Consider the following 21,808-nt stretch of genomic DNA (forward strand, 5'->3'; position numbering starts at 1 on the left):
TATCAATTACTTCAGTTTAAATACCGCACTTACTGGGTTATGATCGCTATTTTCAAACTTTAAATCTTTCCCTTGTACATTTACAATCTCTACATTCGGTGAAACGATAAAGCCATCAATAATAGTGACGAAATTTTCACCTTCTACATATTTCTTTACATCATCTCTCACAGTCATAACAGACGGATCTACAGCCCACTTAAAGCCACCGTCTGTAAAGTCCTTCGGTAACTCTACTAACCACTCAGGACGCTCTTTCACGAACTTCGGATCACTTAATTGAGCGTTTGAAACTAATTGATTCCAATCTCCGCCCATTATTACGTAATCACCATTTTCATAATGCTTGTTCATATATTCTTTTAAGTACTCTACTTGCTGTTTTCTAATTTTCCCGCCTTCATCATAAGCAGACAAATGTAAATTTACGAGTCTAACATGTTTCCCATTATTAACAGGGATTTTATATTCCACAATTGCTCGATCTAAATCAAACAAACGCTTTGGCCAAGGCTCCATTCCAGGAAGCTGGAACCTCTTCGCTTCTTGAACAGTGTATTTAGAAAACGTACTTAATCCAGCCTCCGCATATCCCATTGGATTTGTTATTGGCACTGGAACCCATTTCGTATCGTAGTTCTTGCCAAATGACGAAACATAATCAGGTAATCCTTTTTTCAAAAATTCATGTTCATTTACATCAAATGAACGAAGTGACTTTATATCAACTTCTTGTAATAGTGCAAAATCACTATTCTCATTTTGTAAAAACGAAAGCATATTCTTTAAATTAGTTTCCGTTTGCTCTTTACTACTTGAACCAGATCCCTTTCCACCATCCATAAAGAAATCTTGATCCTTATCTAACCCAGCATATCCAATATTAAATGTTGTAACTTTAAATTCATTTCCAGTCGCTAATACGCGCTCCTTATTATTCTCCACCTTCAAGCTTGTAACATCAGCAGGCTGTTCTTTAGTAAGTGTCATATACGCTAGAAATCCTCCTACAATGCCCGCTACTACTAAAACACATATAAATACGATTTTAAAAAATTTCTTCAAATAAATGACTCCTTTTCACGCGAATTTATTTTTCTTTATTTTCAGTCAAATAAAACAAAACGACACACATAAGAAACATTTTATCATAATTAAAACCTTATATCACTATATTTAGTTGATAAGTAATCGATCCCATTTTAATTACTTAAAAAGCCTTCAGACATCAAAAAAAGAAAAGTTACACCCTCCTCCTCACTGGAAATTAAACGGTATATTTAGTACACTATATGTAATAATCATAGGCGATGGAGTTCGCCATAAACGCTGCTTAGCTAATGACTCCTACCAGTATGGATACTGGTAGGAGTCTATTTTTTTGAGCAAGCTATTTAAAGAGGTGAGAAAATTGATTTATATTATCGTTGGCATTGCTGGTATATTAGGAGCTCTTTCTCGTTATTATTTAGGTCTTAATATCAACACATTTTGGCATCATTCATTTCCATTGGCAACATTACTCATTAACTTAATCGGTTGCTTTTTCTTAGCGTGGCTAACTACTTATATCGCTCGGCTAAACATCTTACCTTCAGAGGTTATCACAGGCATCGGAACTGGATTCATCGGTTCCTTTACGACTTTTTCAACATTTAGTGTAGAAACTGTGCAATTGATCAATCATTCTGAGTGGAGCATAGCCTTCTTATATGTATCATGCAGCATACTTGGTGGCCTCATTATGTCTGGCCTTGGCTATACACTTGGAGATTTCTTAATTAAGAAATCTCTTACGGAAGGTGATTACTCATGATAGAAGCTTTATTAGTCGCAACAGGAGGATTTTTCGGTGCGATTACACGATTTGCAATTAACAATTGGTTTAAGAAAAGAAATAAAACACAATTTCCAATTGCTACATTCCTTATTAATATAACAGGGGCATTTTTACTTGGATATATAATTGGCAACGGAGTCACTACAGGCTGGCAACTATTATTAGGTACTGGATTTATGGGCGCATTCACTACATTTTCTACGTTTAAATTAGAATCTGTTCAGCTTCTCAATCTAAAAAAACCGTACATCTTCCTTTTATATTTAAGTGCTACTTACATAATTGGTATCCTCTTCGCATTCCTTGGAATGAAGCTAGGCGGAATATAAAAAAAGCGACTCTATTGAGTCGCTTTTTTTCATAAGAAATATGTCCCGCCATATGGAATGGAAAATAAACCAGCTGGATGTACATCGTAATGTACAATTTGCATCGGAAGTTGTGAATACGGCATATACTGACTTTGCAACATTTGTGCAAAATATGCTTGTTGTTGCATTTGAATAGCTTGATTCACAGCATGAATTGTCCCCTGTGCCCCAGCCAGTGTAATAGCTGCTCCTACTTGTCTTCCATTATAAAAATGATGGTTCATCATGATTCATCTCACTTATTCTTTTTCTTCCATATGGTATGTTTCTATTTCATAGTAAGTGTTTTGTCCCTATAGGTTGCCCCTATCTATTGCCCTTTTTTAGCTTGGAAGTAATAAATCCAAATAATAATACACCAATACCACTAAGGAACAATACATAACTTATCGGTACTAGGAAAAAGAAAGGTTCTTCAAGGAATCCATCCGCTCCTACTTTACTGTTTGAAGCATGTATAGTTAAAGAAATAATCGCTAAAATCATGAAAGAAATAGCTACTACGTATTTATTTTTCATTTCACATTCTCCTCTACTTATGTAATTCTTCTTAAATCGTTAACATCATATTATCTAAAATAACATTAACAGTCAATAATTATTTATCGTTTAACAATAAATAATTATTGACTAGACTAATAAAAAAAGGTTTGCGAAGCATCTTAAATTCCTTCACAAACCTTCTAAATTATAAATATTTACACTTCAAACCTCTTGCTTAATACAATATACATTGCGCAAAATAGCACGAATATCCCAGCATAAATTAACAAAATCTCTACACTAAACATATCCGACAACGGACCAAATATTATCATTCCTAAAGGAAGCGCGCATGAATTCGCAATTTGTACAAGGCTGAACATCCGTCCGTGCATCGATGGTTCTACTTTCTCCTGCAATAACACAGTAACTGGTGTATTGAAGCACGGCATTGTTATACCAATTAAAAAATTAAATACTAAATACATAATAAATATCGGTGCTATTCCGAGTCCAATCATAAGCAGTCCATATAATGCACAAGCTAGCGCTGTTGTATACATACGATTACGAAAGCCACCCCACGCCGCAATCAATACGCCACCAGCTGCCGCACCCGCACTAAAGGTCATCTCACTAGCAGTAAGTCTCCACATTTCAGCCCCGAAAGAACGAGTTACCATTAAAGGTGTTAAAAAAGCAGCTGGACTTATTAAAATCATGACGATAATCAATAAAACGATTAGCCTTTTAATAAATACATTTTCTTTTAAATAAGAGAATCCTTCTTTAATTCCTTGTAGATTAGATTTTTGCTTATTCTCTGCATTCACATGTCCCTCTACTTGAATGATAAGCATAATACTAATTCCAATCATAGCCGTAATAACATCAATAAAAAATGTTGTTTCAATGCTGGCAATAGAAAGAATCGCAGCACTTGCTGCTGGAGAAAGAAACATAATTAAAGATGTAATACTGCTATTTATTCCATTTACTTTCATAAGATACTCTTTCGGAACGATTTGCGGAATTAATGCATTCACAGCTGGCGTTTGTACTCCTGTTCCAGCTGAACGAATGAGTAACACAATAAAAAGTAACCAAATACTTTTATATCCTGTTAAAAATAAAATTGCTAAAACTAACGTCGCAATCGCTATAATCCCGTCCGATAACATAATCATCTTTTTACGGTCATAACGATCAATCCAAACACCTGCAAACAAAGATATCGCAATTTGTGGTAGGAAACCGCAAACAGTTGAAATAGTCAACATCACTCCTGATGATGTTGTAAGGGTGATATACCATATAATCGCGTATTGCACGAGAGAGGAGCCGAACAACGAAATAGTTTGAGCGGTCAAAAATAATATAATTTTCGTTTTCCAATTGTTTTCACTCATATGTTTCACACCCCCTTAACTAATCCTGTCTCTATATGAAAGATGCTATCTGCCCAATCAAGATAAAAACTCGCTTCGTGAGATACGAGGATAATGCTGCCCTTAAACTTAATTAGCGCCTTTTGCAAAGCTTCCTTCGCTTCTGCATCTAAATGATTTGTCGGCTCATCTAAAATTAAGAAGTTACAAGGTGATAGTAATAATCCGCACAGTTTCACCTTCGATTGTTCACCACCACTTAACGTACGAATTTCTTGCGAAACGTGCGTATCCTTCACTCCACACGCAGCTAAATGATGGCGTATTTCCTTCATATTCAGTTTAAGAAACTGTTCTGAAATAATTTGAAGCGGCGTTAAAGAATCGTTGCTCCAATTTAAATCTTGCTCATAATATCCAATCTTTATTTGCTCTGAAAAGTGAAACTCTCCAGAAATACTAGCAATATTTCCAACGATTGTTTTTAATAAAGTAGATTTCCCTACTCCATTGAAACCTGTAATAACAAGTTTTTGCCCACCCATTACTGAAAAATTCAACTTTGGTAAGAGAGCGAAGTCGTAACCAACTTCAAGGTTATTGACTTCAAGAACTGTCTGAACTGAAATGGGAAGTTCCTGAAAATGAATAGACGGTTTATGAGTAAAACTTGGTGGCGCAATTCTTTCCATACGCTCCAATTGTTTTCTACGACCTTGCGCTATTTTTGAATTCACCCCAGCAATATTTCTACGAATATACTCTTCCGTTTTTTCAATTTTCTTTTGCTGTGCATAATATTGGCGAATATAATCTTTTCGTAAATGCTCCTTTTGTCTTACAAAATCTGAGTATTTACCGTAATACTTCTTAACTGTTCCGAACTCTACATCACATATGCAAGAAGTTACTTTTTCCAGAAAATCAAAATCATGTGACACTACAATAAACGCTCCTTCAAAATTCATTAAATAATTAGCAAGCCACTCCACATGCTCCTTATCAAGAAAATTCGTCGGTTCATCTAGTAATAAAATATTAGGCTCTTCTAATAAGAGCTTCGCTAAAATTACCTTTGCACGCTGCCCTCCGCTTAATTCACCAATAACACGATTCATCCCAATCGCATCAATACCTAAACCGGCTGCCACCTTATTCGTAATACTGTCTACTGAATAAAAATCACGAGCTTCAAGCTGCTCTTGCATTTCAGCTGCTTTTAGTAGTTGATTCTCATCTCCAGTCATCGCACTTTCTTCATATAACTTGTTCATTCTCTTTTCCATTTCATACAAATCATAAAAAGCTCTCTTTAAATATTGTGAAATGGTATAACCCTCATCAATTTCAGCGTATTGATCAAGATGCCCAATTTGAATATTAGGTTGCCACTTTATGTCTCCCTTATCAGAAATAATCTCCCCCACCAATATTTTCATTAATGTGCTTTTCCCTGCACCATTCTGCCCAACAATCCCCATATGCTCCCCTTTATGCAAATCAAAAGAAGCATTCTCGTATAATACTTTATCTATAAAACTATGTGATAAACTTTCAACTTTAAGTAAACTCATTTTTATTCCTCTTTTCCTGAAATTAAAAAAAGCAGAGAGATAGCGTCATTCGACACTAGCCCTCTGCTTCGTGGTTTTTCCTATACTACTCCAATTTACGGTAAAGACTCATCGGAATAATATACACAAAGGGCCATAGACAAAGCATTGTCTATGGCCCCTTAATCTATTTTATACACCAGCTGAAAAACCATAACGAAATAAGCATAGATAAACTATACTTTTTTAGAAAAGTTATTCAGCCGATGAATATAGGGGATTTATACCCCTTGATTAAGCTCCGTACAACGCTTCACCGTATACATTTGTGCGGAGCAAAGTTTTCTAATGAGTTTTACAAATTTTATATAAAGCATATTCTGCACCTTCCTTAATACTTAAAAGGGATTTTAGCATACGGTTTTACGAAGCGTCAACATTACTTCCGAATCTTTCAACTACTTGTTTTCAAAATATTGCTTCTGAAACATACACATTCTTATCGCATTATGATAGTTACCATCAACGAAAAACTCATCGATAAGTTCGCCTTCTACCATAAATCCAACCTTTTTATAAACATGTACTGCTTTTTCATTTTCCTTATCCACAACTAAATATATCTTATGCATATTTAATACAGCGAAAGCATAATCCATTGCTAAACGCGTCGCCTCTACTGCATAACCATATCCTTGATAATTCGGATCAATAATAATTTGGAATTCTGTTCTACGATGAATATAATCGATTTCTACTAACTCAACTAATCCAACCATTTCATTGTCTTTCTCAACGATAAATCGGCGTTCGCTTTGATCATGTATATGTTTATCGTATAAGTCTTGCAGCTCCACAAATGCCTCATATGGCTCTTCAAACCAATACGACATAATATGCGCATTATTATTCAGTTCGTGTACGAACTTTAAATCTTCTCGTTCCAATGGACGTAACTTCAATTCCTGATTCATTCCTATAACCTCCAAGTAAAAGAAACCTCTTCACTTAATTTCTCAATTTTTTTCGATTTCAAACGCCCTAATTTTATTGTAAACTTTCAAGCAACTTGAAGGTCAAGATGTAAAAAAGTAGTGCAAACTTACGTCTGCACTACTACTCTTTTCTCAAATCTCTCATATTCGATATGTATAAAGCAATAACTAAAACAAGAATTGCTCCTGCGTATAATAACGTCTCCATCGGTTCCTCATGAGACACAATAATCAATCGAATTAAGGCCGTAATTCCGATATAAATAAAATAACGTAACGGGAAATGATAATTCGATTTAAAATACTTAATAATTAATGCAATGAACTCGAAGTATAAGAAATAAACGATGATACTTTCAACCAATTTATAAGACGTATACTCTTTTGCCGAAAAAATATACTGCACGAACGTAATTGTCTCATTCACTAAGAAAATTGATAACACAATGGATAATATAATTAAAGCTATATTTAATATCCATTGCAAAACACTAGCTATAACATGATCGATATTAAATGACTTCATATTCTCTTTAGACTCCCCTTCGTATAAGTACTTATTTATTATAGCAAAATTACGATTGGAAAGAAGTTAAATCATATATTCGTCCTTTGTTGTTGCCAGTGTAGGGAAGATTTAGTGTGTGGAGAATTCTGTTTACAACCATACCTGACGAAACACGGAGAAACTCTTTCAAATTACCATTCGTACATGTCTTACTAATGAGCAATGCATAATCTCGTATAGCATCCTCATGTGCCACTTTTGAAAAATCTTTACAACTTGTACAACGCCAACCCTTCTTAACTTTAACCATTGGAATAACTAAGCATTTCTCACATTGTACTCCATTTAGCAACTCCTCTTTTTCTATTTTATATTGCTCAAGTATATTTTGTTGAAGTGGAGAATGCTCCGCTATCATTTGATGAATGAGCCTATCTACATTATCTATAACTTTTCTCTTATATTTACTTTCAAACCACTTTATTTTATGAGGTAAATTGGCACTATGAATAATTGTATGAAGAAGATTGTCATCTGAAGATTTTATAATGGTACGAGGCGAGCTAATAACAACGAGGGACTCAATTGGAAGACTAGAGGAAAATCCATGTGAGTTTAACCATTTCTTTAGTTGTATTTCTTGCCTTTTTATTTGTAAAACCGGATCTGGAAATCCCTCTGAATTTCCTTCTGTTATTCGGATAAGTTGATTAAACTTTGCATCAAACATTAATGTACCTGCTATATTTTTTATCTCAAGAAAAAGAAGAAACTTTGTGGAAAGGATAATAGTATCAATTTGAAAGTATTTATCATAATTACATAAGCGAACATCATGTAAGACACTATACTCTTTCTCAGAAATAAAACTAAGCGGATAATCAATCGCTTGCTCTCCTTTATACCCCGCCATGTGTTTTGCCAAGTTTTCTCCAATTAAATTTCGTTTCGGATGATGTACAGGTAACCTTCTAAGAAGTGCTTCTAACTGTCTTATATAAATCGGCATTTTTCTCTCTTTCACAATCACCTCAAACACCCCTTTACAAATATATCAACGATTTTTTCAATATATCTATCACAACTCACAATATATCTATCACAACTCACAATATATCAACGATTTTCTCAATATATCTATCACAACTCACAATATATCAACGATTTTTCCAATATATCGATTGGTCGACAATATCTGACACTACCTCACTCCAATCACTCACAGCATATCCTAGAAAAACATCTTCAGCAAAAACTTAAAATCGCATTTCCTCATAAAAAACATAACCCGCTCCTCCAGCAAAGGTATGGTTTTTAACCCTGCGATGCCACTCTATCTATAACCTTGCTGTGAATTCCACAAAATCCATTTGTACTTATACCAACTTTCACTTTTTTCACACTGAAACTATATCCGTTAAAATCGTTTCATAACGTTATTACTTCCGCATAGCTACAATTTATATAATAACGGCACAGTACAAATAACGTGCTGAATCACTAAGTATGGGGGAATAACGATGAACGAAGCGTTACTATTAGTAGACATACAAAATGATTACTTTGAAGGCGGCAATATGGAATTACATCAACCTGAAAAAGCCGCACAAAAAGCGAAAGAAGTTTTGAAAGTATTTCGCGAAAAACATAAAACAGTTATTCACGTACAACATATTGCGAACAATGAAGGAGCTACTTTCTTCTTACCCGATACAGTAGGGGTTCAAATTTATGATGATGTACAACCGATTGCTAAAGAAAGAGTCATTCAAAAACATCATCCTAACAGTTTTTTAAGAACAAATTTATTAGAAACATTAAAGACAGAAAAAATAGAACAACTAGTCATTTGCGGTATGATGACTCATGTATGTATTGATGCAACAGTGCGCGCTGCCAGTGACTTCGGATTTCAATGTATTGTAATTGAAGATGCTTGTACAACAAAAGATTTAGAATTTCAAGGAAATCTAATCCCCGCAGTACACGCTCATCAATCGTTCATGAGTGCATTAGAGTTTGGTGATATTTATGCAACAGTCATGTCAGCAAACTGTTTTATAAACAAAAGCAAATAAAGAATTACAGTTCCATATGAAAAAAGAAAGGATAAGTATCTTATTCTTTCTTTTTTTCCATCGTCTTAATGACGGTATTTATACGATAATCACCATAATGTAAAACATCTGCAAGAGTCTCTTCTAATTGCTGATGCGAAGATGTGTGAAGAGTCATGACATAGCACCCATCGCCGCTTATACGATACATTTCAGTAATTACGTCCGTTTTTTCAAAAAAGTTTTGAATTTGATTATGATAGTGCGGTGCATGCAAAAATAGTGTAACAAAAGTCATAATAGAACCTTCTAGCTTCGCCCTATCGATATTTATCGTATATTTTTGAATGACACCTGCCTCTTCTAATTTATTAATTCGTTTCCCAACAGCCTGGCCAGTCAAATGTACTATCTCCCCAATTTCCTTCCAGTTCATTCTAGCGTTTTCTTGTAGTAATTGTATAATCTTAAAATCTGTTGAATCAAACATGGACATCCCCTTCCTATACGAAACGAATTCTATAAAATCTTCATTTCTCCTACAGTTTTTCTCAAAAGTTTTGCACTACAATCGATTAGCTCTATTAGCAATTACATTATTGTTAGTGGCTTTCCTTCTTCTTTACAATGTATTTTTTGGATTACTCGTAGCCACTACAGTAATCTAGCGATTTTTTATAAATATGAACAAATTTTAGGAATTAGTTTATCTTTTTTTAATGTTTTATTTAGAGGCAGTTTATAGTCGGGTATTAACATAAGAAACGTAGCAACTAAGTTCATATATGACGCACTGCTACTATAATCGCTAACCGTACTACTTGAAATCATAAAATAAGGAGACGATAAAACATGAACAAAAAAGCAAAAGCACTATCATCCGTATTGCTCGGATTCACATTAGCATTAACAGGGTGTGCTGGTACTAAAGCTGAAGAAAATCATGGGAAACAAAAACAAGAACAAGTTGCTAAAGAAACAAAAAAGGAAAATAAATTAACTAAAGGGCAAAAAATGACTAATATTCTTAGCGAGACAAATTGGCAAGGTACACGAGTGTATGACAAAGATAAGAATGACTTAACAAAAGAAAATGCAAACTTCATTGGTCTTGCAAAATATGATGCGAAGTCAGGCAGATATGAATTTTTTGATGCTAAAACAGGTGCAAGTCGTGGCGATAAAGGAACTTTCTTTGTCACAAATGATGGGAAGAAAAGAATATTAATTTCAGAATCAATGAAGTATCAAGCTGTCGTTGACATGACAAAACTAAATAAAAATGTATTTACTTATAAACGAATGGGGAAAGACGCTAACGGTAAAGATGTAGAAGTTTTCGTTGAACATGTCCCATATAAAGAAAAAGAACTTTCTTTCACTGATCCGGACAAGCAGCTGAACACGACTACAGGCGATATTGTTAAAAACGTTGATGGAGATAAAATTTTAGGCGGTACCCTTTGGCACGGAACAAAGGTATTAGACGAAGCTGGTAACGATGTAACACAGTTTAATTCGAATTTTATAAGTTTAGCAAAATTTGATGACAAATCTAATAAATATGAGTTCTTCAATAGCGAAACAGGTCAAAGCCGCGGTGATTATGGCTACTTCGATGTTGTACACGAAAATAAAATAAGAGCCCATGTTTCCATTGGAAATAATAAATACGGTGCTGCTCTTGAGCTTACTGAACTAAATAAGAATAAATTTACGTATAAAAGAACTGGTAAAGACCAAGCTGGTAAGGATATAACTATATTCGTTGAACATGAACCTTATAAAGGTGATATGAAACCACAATTTAGTTTTTAAAAACGTTTGATTAAAGATCCTGTACTGAGTTGCAGGATCTTTCTTAAGACAAAATCATTTACGATTCTCTTGAAAGAAATCTTCTCATATCCACCCACAACTCTTCAGCTTAATTGTTGAATATAACAACTTTAAAAAGCCTTACTACACATAAATTGTAGTAAGGCTCTGACTATTTAAGATAAACATTAAACGACTTCATTATCTCTATACAAATAAAGTTTAGCAAATAATGTTACTATCTCCTCCAAAGAAAAGAAACCTTATTTCAACTTTCCTATTGATAAGTTAACACGATAGTTCCCATATTTTAATAGTCGTCCTAGAAAGTTATCTAAGTCTTCGTTGGAAGCAAAATGTGTTTTTAATAAATAACACCCCTCACCACTTATACGGTGTACTTCAGAAATCCCTTCTTCTCCTTGAAAGAAATTCATAAACTCTTGGTGATTAGCTGTTGTTACGAACAAAGTAACAAATGCAGTCACTACTTGTCCTAATTTGATTCGGTTTATTGCAATTGTATACTGTTCAATAATCCCTAAATCCTCTAATCTTCGAATTCGATTTCCTACAGCTTGCCCCGTCATATGTATTTTTTGGCCAAGTTCTTTCCATTGTATTCTTGAGTTTTCTCCTAATAATTTCAGTATCTCAAAATCTGTTTGATCAATGATATAAACCAATCCTTTCACCGTGAAAGTAAAAAGCCCGAAAGTGTTTCGCCAACTTATTCTGCTTATCGATACAATTCACTATACTTAGTTTATCCTCTTACATCACATTATTTATCAGCTATATTTACTTATAACACAGAGGACACAACAAAAAAATACATCTAGATTTAAAGGAGGTTACAAATATGTTATTACAAGAAATTCTATCGTTCAATGAACATTTTGTAGAAAATAAGGAATACGCTCCTCGTGAAGCGACAAAAATGCCTAAAAAACGTATGGTTGTTGTTTCTTGCATGGATGCTCGTTTAATTGAGCTACTTCCAAAAGCTTTAGATATACACGATGGTGATGCAAAAGTTATCAGAAATGCAGGTGGTAAAATTGCTTCTGCTTTCGATAGTGTTATGCAAAGTGTTGTAGCGTCAGTATACGATTTAAATGCAGATGAAATCTTCCTTATTGGACACCATAGATGTGGCGCGAGCCAAACGAATCCAAAAGGAACACTTCAAAAAATATTAGATCGCGGAGTAGCTTCATCAGAAATTTTATCAGCGATTGAATATGCTGGTATTGACCTTGAAAAATGGTTATTCGGATTCGATGATGTTTGCGACTCAACGCAAGCTAATGTTGATTTAGTAAGAAATCATCCACTTATCCCAAAAGATGTTCCTGTACATGGTTTAGTTATTGACCCTCACACAGGTAAATTAGATGTAGTGGTTGATGGATATAAAGCGTTAAATAGTAAAACAAAATAATAATTATCACGTATATGAAGGGAAGTTATGAGATATGAAAAAACAAGTATTAGATATGAATAGACAAGAAGCTACGCAAAAAATTTTAGCGGCAAAAATTAAAAAAGGGTTAACTTGGGAAGAAATTGCAAAAGTAAGTGAAAACTCTGAGACTTGGGTTGTAACAGCGTTATTAGGACAAGCTACAATGACACGTCCAGAAGCAGAAAAAATTGGTAAACTATTAGAATTAAATGAAGAAGTAGTTCAAGCATTAACAGTAGTTCCACTTCGCGGCCAAGTAATGGAAATGCCTCCTACGGACCCGATTGCATATCGTTTATATGAAATGATGTTACAATATGCACCAACTATTAGAGAATTAATCTTAGAAAAAGCCGGCGAAGGTGTAATGAGTGCAATTAACTTCAACTTGGGTGTGGATACACAAGAAGATCCAAAAGGTGGCGATCCTCGTATCGTGATTACACTTAACGGTAAATTCTTACCATTTCGTGCATGGTAATTAATTAAAAATCTATCTATATCATTAAATTGATTTTATAGATTTATAAAATCCATCCTTTTTAATCTAACTATGTAGAAAGGATGGATTTTTAATATGAGATTCTTTTTCGGCAAAGGAGAATAATATGAATAAAAAATGCTTTGATACGAGCTTTAATATTCTACAATGGTTTGTGTTTCTATTAGCAAATGCAATTGCATTACCTATAATTATTGGTGGCATATTCCATTTACCAATAGAGGATGTCTCAACATTAATGCAGCGGACTTTTTTAGTCGTGGGAGTAAGTTCGTTTCTACAAGCGTGGTTTGGGCATCGTTACCCCATTGCGGACGGGCCAGCCGGTTCATGGGTAAGTATATTTGTCATATTGGGACAAATCGCTATGCATCAGGGACAAAGTGCAAAAGACGTGTTGCAACTTTTAGAAGGTGGGTTAATTATTGCAGGTATATTACTCTTCATTCTTGGTATCACAGGATTTATTCATCGAATCTTACGTTTATTTACCCCTTTAGTTACAGGAACTTTTCTTTTAATCTTAGCACTTCAGCTTAGTGGTGTGTTACTAAAAGGAATGATAGGATTACAAGGATCTGCAACCCATCCTGACTATACAACAGCTACTATTGCTCTCTTTGTTTTTGCCCTTATTACTTTCTTATCAATTAAAGGGAAAGGATGGATGAAAAGTTACGCTGTATTACTTGGAATCTCATGCGGTTGGCTTTTGTATGCAGTATTAGGAAAATCATCTCATATCCCTTCGCACACAACGCTAGTTAAGTTACCAGAGATATTTGCTTGGGGCACACCTAGATTCGATATTGGAATGACTCTAACTGCAACTTTATTTACATTTCTTTTAGTTGCAAATACAATCGCTGCTATTTCGGCTGTAAAACAAGTGGCTCCATTATCTAAAGAAAATGAAAAGCAAACACTGAACCGTGGTGTATGGGTCGGAGGTATATCACATATTATCTCGTCGTTGTTCTCTACAATTGGAATTGTACCATTACCTGCATCAGCAGGATTTATCAAACTAACAGGACAAAGAAAAGTGAAGTCGTTCCTTATAGCAAGTCTTATATTAGCAGGAATTTCTTTTATTCCCTCAATTGTAAACTTTATATCCTTGCTACCAGGACCTATTGCTAATGCTGCACTTTTAGCAACATTTGTCCAAGTAATAGGCATTTCATTTCAATCCATTTTACGTGAAGCAGTAAATCAACGCCGATTAACTATATTAGGAATTTCATTATTAATCAGTTTAGGAATATTGTTTCTTCCAGAAAGTGCATTTAGCGGAATTCCTTCTTCCTTACAATATGTTTTAAGTAATGGCTTACTTGTGGGTACCATGCTTGTCATTCTATTAGAACAATTTTGGAAAGAGTAAAAAGCGCCCTACTTATAGGGCGCTTTTTTATACTTAATGACTAATACTAGCTGTTGGGTATAATGTTGTTCCTCCAATTGAAACTTTTATTTCATTTGTTAATGGAACGTTTTGTTCATTAATAATTGTTCTCCACCATTCCCATGCAAGACCTGTACATTCTCTTGCTACAATTTTTATATTTTTTGAATTCGGTGGAAGAGGGATAACTGTAGAGTAATGAGCCGTTTTGTCTTTTCCACTACCATCCCACGTTTTATGTGTTAGTACTTCGTTACCCTTTTGATCAAATGTGAATTCATCCCAAGATACATCAAATTGAGCAACGTAAGCACCGTAATGATCAAGTGTCATTTTAGCACTTGAATATTCTGTAGTTGTCGTCTCAATATAATCTGTATTGTTATGAACAGCAGCAGTTGCATTATCTTTTAAGAAAGTACTTGTATATGAAATTGGGTATGCTGGATTTTTAAGACTTAATTCAGCATTATCTTTAATAATATTTCGGATTTCATTGAAATCTTTAGTAACAACCTTGTTATGCTCTTTCGCATCTCCGCCTAATACTACAGCAGTAAAGGTACTTTCTTCAAAAATATCTTTATACTGTCCACTTGTTTCAACGCTGTTATTCTTAAGTAAGGCTTTAAAAGCAGCTTGTACATCTTTGCTCTTAGATGTTGTTTCTAATTTTACATAAATCGTTCTACCATAAGCTACATTTGAAACCATAACAGGTGGAGCCGAATTACTTACGCCTTTTCGAGTTAACTCGTCAAAAGTAACGCTATTATCAAAAAGGTCGGATGGATTGTTAGGTAGTTCAGCACTTACCGTATAAAATATTTGCTTATACGCCGCTACCATCACTTTTTTCTCTCCATTTGCAACCGCATTAAAATCAATGTTTAGACTGTTATCAAGATATTTAGCGTTAACATTAAGAGCGCTTGCGATTTGTGATTTACTATAAACCATAGATTCCGTATACTGCATTCTTGCAGGTAACGTATGTGTTGTAGAATACTTTTCATTCCAAGTAGATACTAAATCGTCTACTGCTCCAGCTACATTACCATATGTCGGATTTTGGACAGTGATTGTATTTTCTTTTCTCATGCCCGGTAAGTCTATACTAATATTCAAAGGCTTTCTCTTAGCCACTAATAAACTTGGTTGATTGTCTGCAAAAGCTTTATTTGCAAGTTGTACAGCTCCTGGATACGTGCGATTCACTACAGAATCAATAATTGAAATATCGACTGGTGACGTTGTAAGTGATTTTTTCTCGCGTTCCACTACTACAAATTTACCATTTGAATTAATACTTTCTTTCGGAACAAAACTTTCTACTTTATCACCATTTACAGCTAAAACCTCTTGATTATTATATTTAAGATTTGCTATACCAGTATTAATGCCACTAGCATTTTTGGTTACATCAGTTACATTACTTGCTTGTGTTTCTGCGAAGGAAATAGATGAATAATTAATAGTGCATAGACTAACTAATAAACATGTAAGGAACTTTCTTCTTTTAGTGTTTTTCTTAATATTCAGAAAAATCACCCCGTTCTTTTTTTAGTAAAATATGATAATGATTGATAAATGATAGCTAACTAATAAACTTACATAAATGCTTTTAAAAGTTCTTGAATTAACGGGATTACGCCACCTACAAATTTTAAAACTGCCATTGCGATTTCCATATTATTTCCTCCTTTTTATTGCTACGAAAATGTGATTTATCTTTATGCCCTCATTATAGTGACCCCTTACACTTTTATCAATACACTCTGATATGCAATATTACATATACAAAAAACAAGCTGAATTCTTTTGAAAAATTATACAGAGATATTTTTTCCACTTGGTACATACTTGAAAAGGTGAAGCATTCTTTTGCATTTTATGAGTAATCACATAAAAAAAGCTGCTGCCTATAAAATACAGACAGCAACTTCAACTAGAGTGTCTTGCATAATCTACGCAAGACATTTTATAACTAATAAACAGCGATTGGCCCATAAGGACCATTAATAATCTCTATTTTTGTTTCAAAAATATCTGTCAAAAGTGTTGGGTCCATAACCTCTTCTACTGTTCCGAAAGCAGCAATTTGTCCATCTTTCATAGCACAAATTTTATCCGAGTATTTAGCTGCAAAATTTATGTCATGCATAACAGTCAAAATTGTTCGTCCAAATTCATTAGCTGCACGTCTTAAATGCTCCATCATTTGAACAGAACGAGCAACATCAAGGTTGTTCAAAGGTTCGTCCAAAAGTACATATTCCGTCTCTTGGCACAATACCATCGCTACATATGCCCTTTGTCTTTGACCACCAGAAAGCTCATCTAAATATCTATTCTCTAAACTAGTTAAATCTAAGAAATCGATATATTTAGAGATGATAGCCTCATCTTCTTTAGTCAATCTTCCCTTTGAATAAGGAAAGCGCCCAAATCCAACTAGTTGTCTCACAGTAAGCCTAGTTACAAAATGATTTTCTTGTCGCAATATAGTCAAAACTTTTGCTAAGTCTTTTGATTTGGATTCAGAAACATCCATATTTGCTACCTGAATTTGACCTTCATCCATATCTAAAAGTCTGCCAATCATCAAAAGTGTCGTTGACTTTCCAGCGCCATTTGGTCCAATTAAAGAAGTAAAGCCTGCTTTTGGTATTTCAATATCCAAAGGTCCTATTTTTACCTTATCAGTATAGAACTTTTTAACATTATCAATTTTTATCATAAAGCCCTCTTCCTTAAAACTATAGTTAAGAATATGATTCCACCGAATAATTCAATAATAACTGAAACTACACCTTGAGCATGGAATACATGATACATTAAAAAGTATGCGCTCGTCATTATTAAAAATCCTATAGCAAAAGCCATCGGAAAAATATATCTATGATCATAAGTTGACGCTGCCTGATAACTCAAAGTTGCCACTAAAAAGCCGTAGAAAGTAAGTGGCCCAATTAGAGCTGTTGAAATGGACATTAAAATAGCTACTAATACAAGCGTATAAATTACACTAGGTTGGTATTTAACTCCAAAAGAAGTAGCAACATCTTTTCCTAGTGACAAAACATTCAAATTCTTAGAATGAGCAAAAATTAATACCGCTACAATTATGATCATAGGAATTACAATAGGAAAATATGCAGGATCTGCATGATTAACAGAACCAAATAATCTTGCTTGTAAGATATCAAATTCTGAAGGCGCAAGTAGTTTTCTCATGAAAGTTGACACAGAATTTAGCCCGGTACCAATAATAATTCCAACTAAAAGCATAAGTTGTAAATTCCCGTATTTACCGGAAAGTAACCATCCATAAAGTATCAAACTCATGAAGACCATAACAACAACTTGGAATAAAAATGATCCAATTCCATTAAAATTTATTAACGCACTAGCACCAAAGAAGAATACTGTACTCGTTTGAATTGCTGAATAAAGTGATTCGAAACCTAAAAGCGATGGAGTAATAATTTTATTATTCGTAATAGATTGGAAAGCAACTGTCGACAAGCTATGGCAAACTGCAGCGATAATCATTGCAACAATAGCTACTATCCTTCTCTTAACGACTGGGATAAAAGAAGGTGAATCTATCGGAACTGGATTGTTATAAACTAAAAGTCCATATGAAGAAAGAAGACCTAAAGCAATCAATGTTATCAGTAAAATCCAATAACGTCTTGCTTCCTTCTTAGACCGAAAAGCGCTAGCTGATCTACTTTCATTATGAAGGCTAGAATCGATTTCGACATTTTCTTTTTTTCTATATTCTAATGTGATCATCGTAGCCTCCTTGGTTTTCTTTGTCTCAATAAAATAGTAATAAACACGACTGCTCCCACTGTTGCAAGTATTAAAGAAACAGGTAATTCAAAAGGCTGTATAATTGTTCGAGAAATGATGTCACAGGCAGTTATTGATCCCATTCCGATCACACAAACCCAAGGTAAATTACTCCTAAGATCATCACCTCTAAACATTGAAACGATATTTGGCACAATTAATCCTAAGAAAGGTAAGTGTCCAATAACAGCTGCAACAATTCCAACTGCAACAGAGATAAGAGCAGTCCCAAAAAGAACAATTCTATTGTAATTAACTCCAAGACTTGTTGCGACATCTTCTCCTAGTCCAGCTAAAGTCAATCTATTAGCATACATAAAAATAAGAAAAGTAATGATAACAATCAGCCATAAATATTCATATCTTCCCACCTGAATGTTAGCAAATGAACCTACAAACCAAGTTTCAATACTTTGCGTCTTTTGAAAAAGGAGTCCTAAAAAAGTAGACACTGCAGAAATTACTGCTCCAAGCATCAATCCAATAATCGGAACAATTAAAGACGAACGAAGCTTAACTCTTCTTAAAAATAGAAAGAAAATCATAGTTCCTATAAAAGAAAAAATGATTGCACCAGTCATTCTTTGAACTAAAGTCGGGGCAGGAAATAATAAATACACAAAAAGCAGGCCTAAGCCTGACCATTCAATAGTCCCCGTTGTAGTAGGTTCAACAAAGCGATTCTGTGTAATGAGTTGCATTACGAGCCCTGCCATCGCCATCGCAGCTCCAGTAAGCATTAATGCAGCTGTTCTCGGAACACGAGTTATGAAAAACATCTCTGTCCCGTCCTCTTGTCCACGTATATCATAAACTCCAGTAAACAGTGATATAATCCCTAAAATTATAACAACTATAACTGCTATTATAAAAGGTTTTGTCCATATTTTATTTTGATTATAAAACTGGGGTTGAGAAATATTCTCAACCCTAGAAATCATATTTTTTGACACTGTTTCGTACCCCTTTACACTACTTAGCTAAAGTTTTTGCCATATTTCCAAATAACTCTATATAAGTTTGAATTGATTCATTTGTGTAAGTATCTTCTGGTGCATAAATAACTTGTTTTTTAGAAACAGCAGTTGTGTTTTGAAGAGCAGGTGATTTAGAAATAACATCCTTAGCAGGTGTTGACTTAGCTGCATCAGATGTTGCAGCATCACGATCTAATACGAAAATCCAATCAGGATTTGTTTGTGCAATAGCTTCAACAGAAACGTCATCACCTTTATGACCTGCAGTAGAATTTGAAACTTCTAACGCTGGAGTCCAACCGAAAATTTCATACATTGGTCCCCAGACGCGACCAGAATGTGGAGCAGCAAAACCAATATTACCACCAGTAACGATAACACTCATAACTTTATCTTTTTCGTTATAAGCAGATTTTGCTTTTTTAATAGATTTATCAAAATCAGCTACTAATTGTTTAGCTTCTTTATCTTTATTAAAGATTTTTCCTAAAGTAACTGTAGAATCTTTAAGTCCTTTTACTAAGTTTTCGCCAGGCTTAGTAGCTTTCTCAGAGACATCAAAATTAAGATCAATAACTGCTGCATTTGGTACTAATTTTTTGATTTCTTCGTAATGGTCAGCAAATCTTTGACCAACGATTACAAGGTCAGGGTTTGCCGCTGCAATAATTTCAAGATTTGGTTCACGGTGATTCCCAATATTTTGAACTTTTTCATCCTTTTTATATGCTGAATCAGCAGGCATGATATCCTTTGGAGCAGCCGCTAATTTAATTCCCCAATCAGATAAAGTTTCAAAAGTTCTGTTATCCAAAGCAACTACATTCTTTGGGTTTACAGGGACTTTAACAGTTCCATGAGCATCAGTGATTTCAACCGTTTTTGGCTTATCACTACCATTATCTTTATTATTAGCCTTCGAAGTTTCTTTACTTGAATCTGAGCAAGCTACTAACATTAAAGTGAAAATTGCTAGAATACTCACTAATTTTAAAAGCATAGATTTTTTCATATGTATACTCCTTATAGTGTGATTTATTTCGAAAATGATGACATCCATAGATTGAATTAGAAGGTAACTTTTATTCAATTGAATCGCTATTGATAATCATTTTCATTTGAACATCCTGTTAATTAGTATAGTCATTAATTCTGTGAAAATCTTGTGAATGGTGTGAATTCATAAAATCAGGCAAACAAAGTAATATATGAAGTCGGGCGTGTTGATTAACCTTTATTCTTCAGAGTGTGTCGATTTTTTTCGAGTAGACACTTTCATTAGATCCGGTCTCAACTAATGCGCGCTAGAATCATCCCCTACACAATACCCAAAAGATGAGCACCTTATAAACCATAATTTCCCCTGCAAAAAATGCTCATTAATAGCTAATGTTTTCATAATCCATTACCTGATAGAAATATTTTTTTACATCTTTTAATACTTCTCAGAAACTATTTGATTATCACATTTAATAAAAAAACGAGTAAAACTGAATGAAATAGTTTTACTCATTTTTTTATTATCTTATTTTTATCAGTCAATCATTGAATAGCCTCTGCCATGTATCGTTTGAATATATCTGTCTTTCTTCTCGCACTTTAACTTTTTTCTTACATACCCAATATATAAATCTACTACATTTGGATTTACTACTACGTTATATCCCCATACTTGATTCAAAAGCATTTCACGGCTCAATATTGTGTTTTTATTCTTGATTAAAAATACAAGTAAATCGTACTCTCGCTTAGTAAGCGACAGGTTTTCGCCACCTTTTTTCACAATATTGCTAGATGCATCAACAAAGAGATCTTTAAACTGAAAAAATTTCATCTCATTTTGCTGGATATAGTCACTTCTCCTTAAAATTGCTTGAACCCTTGCTACTAATTCTTCTTTCACAAATGGTTTTCTTATATAATCATCTGCTCCTGCTTGTAGCCCTGCTATGCAATCCTTACTAGAAATATTGTCGGTCACAATAATTATCGGTGTGGTTTTAACAAGTCGTATTTGTCTGCAAATTTCTGGTCCCGATATACTTAATGAGTCCCAATCCAATATGATAATATCCCAATCTTGTTCATATATTATATTTAAACCTTGGTTTTCATTGTGAAGTTTTAAAATGAAATAGCCTTCTTGCGTTAGACCGCTTACAATTTTCTTTGCTGAAGACCGTTCATTTTTAATCACCAACACCTGCTTCACCGATGGTTCACCTCTACTTCAATATAACTTATTTAGATAAAAAATTATCCTGAAAAAACAATTTAAGATTTATAAATTAAAAATCCCTAAATAATCCATTAAAACAGCTTATTAGGAGAACTCTATATAATCTTACAATAGGTATGGTTAAAAACACAAAACATATGAAGATTCGAATAAAACGAATTTATAATTAAATGAGCGGAGATGTTCATCCCCCACTGAATATCAGTCCTCACCAATCGAGCTTTGACTGGATAAAATTGTGATATTTAAGGGATAACACACAAGGTACATTGAGGATGCAAGTGAAAGAACCAAGAAATTAGATACATTCTATTTTTAGAACCATAACTTTTCCATAAAC

The 21,808-nt window shown here is 34.0% G+C and carries 23 protein-coding genes and 1 riboswitch; of the genes, 7 read left to right on the forward strand and 16 right to left on the reverse strand.

All coding sequences use genetic code 11. The features are described from left to right. Positions 1 to 6: 6 nt before the first annotated feature. A complete protein-coding gene (locus AC1Q51_RS16075; protein WP_000713106.1) occupies positions 7 to 1,065 on the reverse strand; it encodes an endonuclease/exonuclease/phosphatase family protein in 1,059 nt (352 codons plus the stop codon). Between the two features lie 232 nt (positions 1,066 to 1,297). After that, positions 1,298 to 1,357, forward strand: a riboswitch (Fluoride riboswitch). A 54-nt stretch (positions 1,358 to 1,411) separates the two neighbouring features. On the opposite strand from AC1Q51_RS16075, the gene crcB (AC1Q51_RS16080) reads away from it, so the two are divergent. Next, positions 1,412 to 1,816 carry a fluoride efflux transporter CrcB gene (gene crcB / locus AC1Q51_RS16080; RefSeq protein ID WP_000639312.1) on the forward strand — a complete coding sequence of 135 codons (405 nt, stop codon included), beginning with the start codon at positions 1,412 to 1,414 and terminating at the stop codon, positions 1,814 to 1,816. Further along, positions 1,813 to 2,169: a fluoride efflux transporter CrcB gene (crcB, locus tag AC1Q51_RS16085; RefSeq protein ID WP_492331596.1), complete on the forward strand. Its 357-nt coding sequence runs from the start codon at positions 1,813 to 1,815 to the stop codon at positions 2,167 to 2,169. The genes crcB (AC1Q51_RS16080) and crcB (AC1Q51_RS16085) overlap by 4 nt, the downstream gene beginning before the upstream one ends. Before the next feature lie 29 nt (positions 2,170 to 2,198). Here the strand turns inward: crcB (AC1Q51_RS16085) and AC1Q51_RS16090 are convergent, their stop codons facing one another. The 7 genes from AC1Q51_RS16090 to AC1Q51_RS16120 form a co-directional block, all read right to left on the reverse strand. After that, positions 2,199 to 2,438, reverse strand: coding sequence for a DUF3947 family protein (locus tag AC1Q51_RS16090; RefSeq protein ID WP_000980931.1), 240 nt, complete (start codon positions 2,436 to 2,438; stop codon positions 2,199 to 2,201). A 79-nt stretch (positions 2,439 to 2,517) separates the two neighbouring features. Then, a complete protein-coding gene (locus AC1Q51_RS16095) occupies positions 2,518 to 2,730 on the reverse strand; it encodes a DUF3955 domain-containing protein (RefSeq protein ID WP_000792612.1) in 213 nt (70 codons plus the stop codon). Between the two features lie 179 nt (positions 2,731 to 2,909). After that, positions 2,910 to 4,103, reverse strand: coding sequence for an MFS transporter (locus tag AC1Q51_RS16100; protein WP_016513211.1), 1,194 nt, complete (start codon positions 4,101 to 4,103; stop codon positions 2,910 to 2,912). A gap of 5 nt (positions 4,104 to 4,108) precedes the next feature. Then, positions 4,109 to 5,656, reverse strand: coding sequence for an ABC-F family ATP-binding cassette domain-containing protein (locus AC1Q51_RS16105; RefSeq protein WP_492331597.1), 1,548 nt, complete (start codon positions 5,654 to 5,656; stop codon positions 4,109 to 4,111). 437 nt (positions 5,657 to 6,093) lie between these two features. Then, positions 6,094 to 6,609, reverse strand: coding sequence for a spermidine N1-acetyltransferase (speG, locus tag AC1Q51_RS16110; protein ID WP_001071095.1), 516 nt, complete (start codon positions 6,607 to 6,609; stop codon positions 6,094 to 6,096). A gap of 142 nt (positions 6,610 to 6,751) precedes the next feature. Beyond that, positions 6,752 to 7,156 carry a phosphate-starvation-inducible protein PsiE gene (gene psiE / locus AC1Q51_RS16115; protein ID WP_000834708.1) on the reverse strand — a complete coding sequence of 135 codons (405 nt, stop codon included), beginning with the start codon at positions 7,154 to 7,156 and terminating at the stop codon, positions 6,752 to 6,754. 49 nt (positions 7,157 to 7,205) lie between these two features. Next, positions 7,206 to 8,162: a nuclease-related domain-containing protein gene (locus AC1Q51_RS16120; protein ID WP_097924613.1), complete on the reverse strand. Its 957-nt coding sequence runs from the start codon at positions 8,160 to 8,162 to the stop codon at positions 7,206 to 7,208. A gap of 496 nt (positions 8,163 to 8,658) precedes the next feature. On the opposite strand from AC1Q51_RS16120, the gene AC1Q51_RS16125 reads away from it, so the two are divergent. Next, a complete protein-coding gene (locus AC1Q51_RS16125; protein ID WP_098250810.1) occupies positions 8,659 to 9,216 on the forward strand; it encodes a cysteine hydrolase family protein in 558 nt (185 codons plus the stop codon). Positions 9,217 to 9,256: 40 nt separating this feature from the next. Here AC1Q51_RS16125 and AC1Q51_RS16130 read toward each other — a convergent pair whose 3' ends face one another. Beyond that, entirely contained in the window at positions 9,257 to 9,685 is a 429-nt protein-coding gene (locus tag AC1Q51_RS16130) for an Lrp/AsnC family transcriptional regulator (RefSeq protein ID WP_228497287.1), read from the reverse strand. A 362-nt stretch (positions 9,686 to 10,047) separates the two neighbouring features. Here AC1Q51_RS16130 and AC1Q51_RS16135 point away from each other — a divergent pair, with 362 nt between their 5' ends. Next, entirely contained in the window at positions 10,048 to 11,013 is a 966-nt protein-coding gene (locus AC1Q51_RS16135; protein ID WP_001034146.1) for a DUF4822 domain-containing protein, read from the forward strand. A 263-nt stretch (positions 11,014 to 11,276) separates the two neighbouring features. On the opposite strand, the gene AC1Q51_RS16140 is transcribed toward AC1Q51_RS16135, so the two are convergent. Then, positions 11,277 to 11,708 (reverse strand): Lrp/AsnC family transcriptional regulator, encoded by a 432-nt coding sequence (locus AC1Q51_RS16140; RefSeq protein WP_002008929.1) that lies wholly within the window; start codon positions 11,706 to 11,708, stop codon positions 11,277 to 11,279. Positions 11,709 to 11,875: 167 nt separating this feature from the next. Between AC1Q51_RS16140 and AC1Q51_RS16145 the strand changes: the two genes are divergently transcribed. The 3 genes from AC1Q51_RS16145 (at position 11,876) to AC1Q51_RS16155 (ending at position 14,370) form a co-directional block, all read left to right on the forward strand. Further along, the gene (locus tag AC1Q51_RS16145) at positions 11,876 to 12,457 is read left to right on the forward strand and encodes a beta-class carbonic anhydrase (protein WP_000926482.1); all 582 of its coding nucleotides are present in this window, start codon (positions 11,876 to 11,878) and stop codon (positions 12,455 to 12,457) included. Positions 12,458 to 12,512: 55 nt separating this feature from the next. Then, on the forward strand, positions 12,513 to 12,962 hold the full coding sequence (gene cynS / locus AC1Q51_RS16150) for a cyanase (RefSeq protein WP_097924611.1): 450 nt from the start codon (positions 12,513 to 12,515) through the stop codon (positions 12,960 to 12,962). 127 nt (positions 12,963 to 13,089) lie between these two features. Further along, entirely contained in the window at positions 13,090 to 14,370 is a 1,281-nt protein-coding gene (locus tag AC1Q51_RS16155) for a purine/pyrimidine permease (RefSeq protein WP_492331598.1), read from the forward strand. 33 nt (positions 14,371 to 14,403) lie between these two features. On the opposite strand, the gene alo is transcribed toward AC1Q51_RS16155, so the two are convergent. The 6 genes from alo to AC1Q51_RS16185 form a co-directional block, all read right to left on the reverse strand. Further along, entirely contained in the window at positions 14,404 to 15,942 is a 1,539-nt protein-coding gene (alo, locus tag AC1Q51_RS16160; protein WP_000576745.1) for an anthrolysin O/cereolysin O family cholesterol-dependent cytolysin Alo, read from the reverse strand. 436 nt (positions 15,943 to 16,378) lie between these two features. Continuing rightward, a complete protein-coding gene (locus tag AC1Q51_RS16165) occupies positions 16,379 to 17,131 on the reverse strand; it encodes an iron ABC transporter ATP-binding protein (protein WP_000590061.1) in 753 nt (250 codons plus the stop codon). Then, positions 17,128 to 18,192, reverse strand: a complete 1,065-nt coding sequence (locus tag AC1Q51_RS16170) for an iron chelate uptake ABC transporter family permease subunit (RefSeq protein ID WP_000631245.1) — start codon at positions 18,190 to 18,192, stop codon at positions 17,128 to 17,130. Before AC1Q51_RS16170 ends, AC1Q51_RS16165 begins: the two co-directional genes overlap by 4 nt. Then, the gene (locus tag AC1Q51_RS16175) at positions 18,189 to 19,205 is read right to left on the reverse strand and encodes an ABC transporter permease (RefSeq protein WP_000042077.1); all 1,017 of its coding nucleotides are present in this window, start codon (positions 19,203 to 19,205) and stop codon (positions 18,189 to 18,191) included. Before AC1Q51_RS16175 ends, AC1Q51_RS16170 begins: the two co-directional genes overlap by 4 nt. Before the next feature lie 19 nt (positions 19,206 to 19,224). Then, entirely contained in the window at positions 19,225 to 20,241 is a 1,017-nt protein-coding gene (locus AC1Q51_RS16180) for a siderophore ABC transporter substrate-binding protein (protein WP_492331599.1), read from the reverse strand. Between the two features lie 522 nt (positions 20,242 to 20,763). Continuing rightward, entirely contained in the window at positions 20,764 to 21,441 is a 678-nt protein-coding gene (locus tag AC1Q51_RS16185; RefSeq protein WP_025118102.1) for a response regulator transcription factor, read from the reverse strand. Positions 21,442 to 21,808 lie beyond the last annotated feature (367 nt).

It is taken from the genome of Bacillus sp. MT94, from assembly GCF_058792475.1.

Coding starts and splice junctions, on each gene's coding strand:
- AC1Q51_RS16165 (WP_000590061.1), bottom strand. CDS start 17,131: ATGATAAAAATTGATAATGTTAAAAAGTTCTATACTGATAAGGTAAAA.
- AC1Q51_RS16090 (WP_000980931.1), bottom strand. CDS start 2,438: ATGATGAACCATCATTTTTATAATGGAAGACAAGTAGGAGCAGCTATT.
- AC1Q51_RS16095 (WP_000792612.1), bottom strand. CDS start 2,730: ATGAAAAATAAATACGTAGTAGCTATTTCTTTCATGATTTTAGCGATT.
- crcB (WP_492331596.1), top strand. CDS start 1,813: ATGATAGAAGCTTTATTAGTCGCAACAGGAGGATTTTTCGGTGCGATT.
- speG (WP_001071095.1), bottom strand. CDS start 6,609: ATGAATCAGGAATTGAAGTTACGTCCATTGGAACGAGAAGATTTAAAG.
- psiE (WP_000834708.1), bottom strand. CDS start 7,156: ATGAAGTCATTTAATATCGATCATGTTATAGCTAGTGTTTTGCAATGG.
- AC1Q51_RS16155 (WP_492331598.1), top strand. CDS start 13,090: ATGAATAAAAAATGCTTTGATACGAGCTTTAATATTCTACAATGGTTT.
- AC1Q51_RS16125 (WP_098250810.1), top strand. CDS start 8,659: ATGAACGAAGCGTTACTATTAGTAGACATACAAAATGATTACTTTGAA.
- AC1Q51_RS16130 (WP_228497287.1), bottom strand. CDS start 9,685: ATGTTTGATTCAACAGATTTTAAGATTATACAATTACTACAAGAAAAC.
- AC1Q51_RS16135 (WP_001034146.1), top strand. CDS start 10,048: ATGAACAAAAAAGCAAAAGCACTATCATCCGTATTGCTCGGATTCACA.
- AC1Q51_RS16100 (WP_016513211.1), bottom strand. CDS start 4,103: ATGAGTGAAAACAATTGGAAAACGAAAATTATATTATTTTTGACCGCT.
- AC1Q51_RS16145 (WP_000926482.1), top strand. CDS start 11,876: ATGTTATTACAAGAAATTCTATCGTTCAATGAACATTTTGTAGAAAAT.
- AC1Q51_RS16180 (WP_492331599.1), bottom strand. CDS start 20,241: ATGAAAAAATCTATGCTTTTAAAATTAGTGAGTATTCTAGCAATTTTC.
- AC1Q51_RS16170 (WP_000631245.1), bottom strand. CDS start 18,192: ATGATCACATTAGAATATAGAAAAAAAGAAAATGTCGAAATCGATTCT.
- cynS (WP_097924611.1), top strand. CDS start 12,513: ATGAATAGACAAGAAGCTACGCAAAAAATTTTAGCGGCAAAAATTAAA.
- AC1Q51_RS16105 (WP_492331597.1), bottom strand. CDS start 5,656: ATGAGTTTACTTAAAGTTGAAAGTTTATCACATAGTTTTATAGATAAA.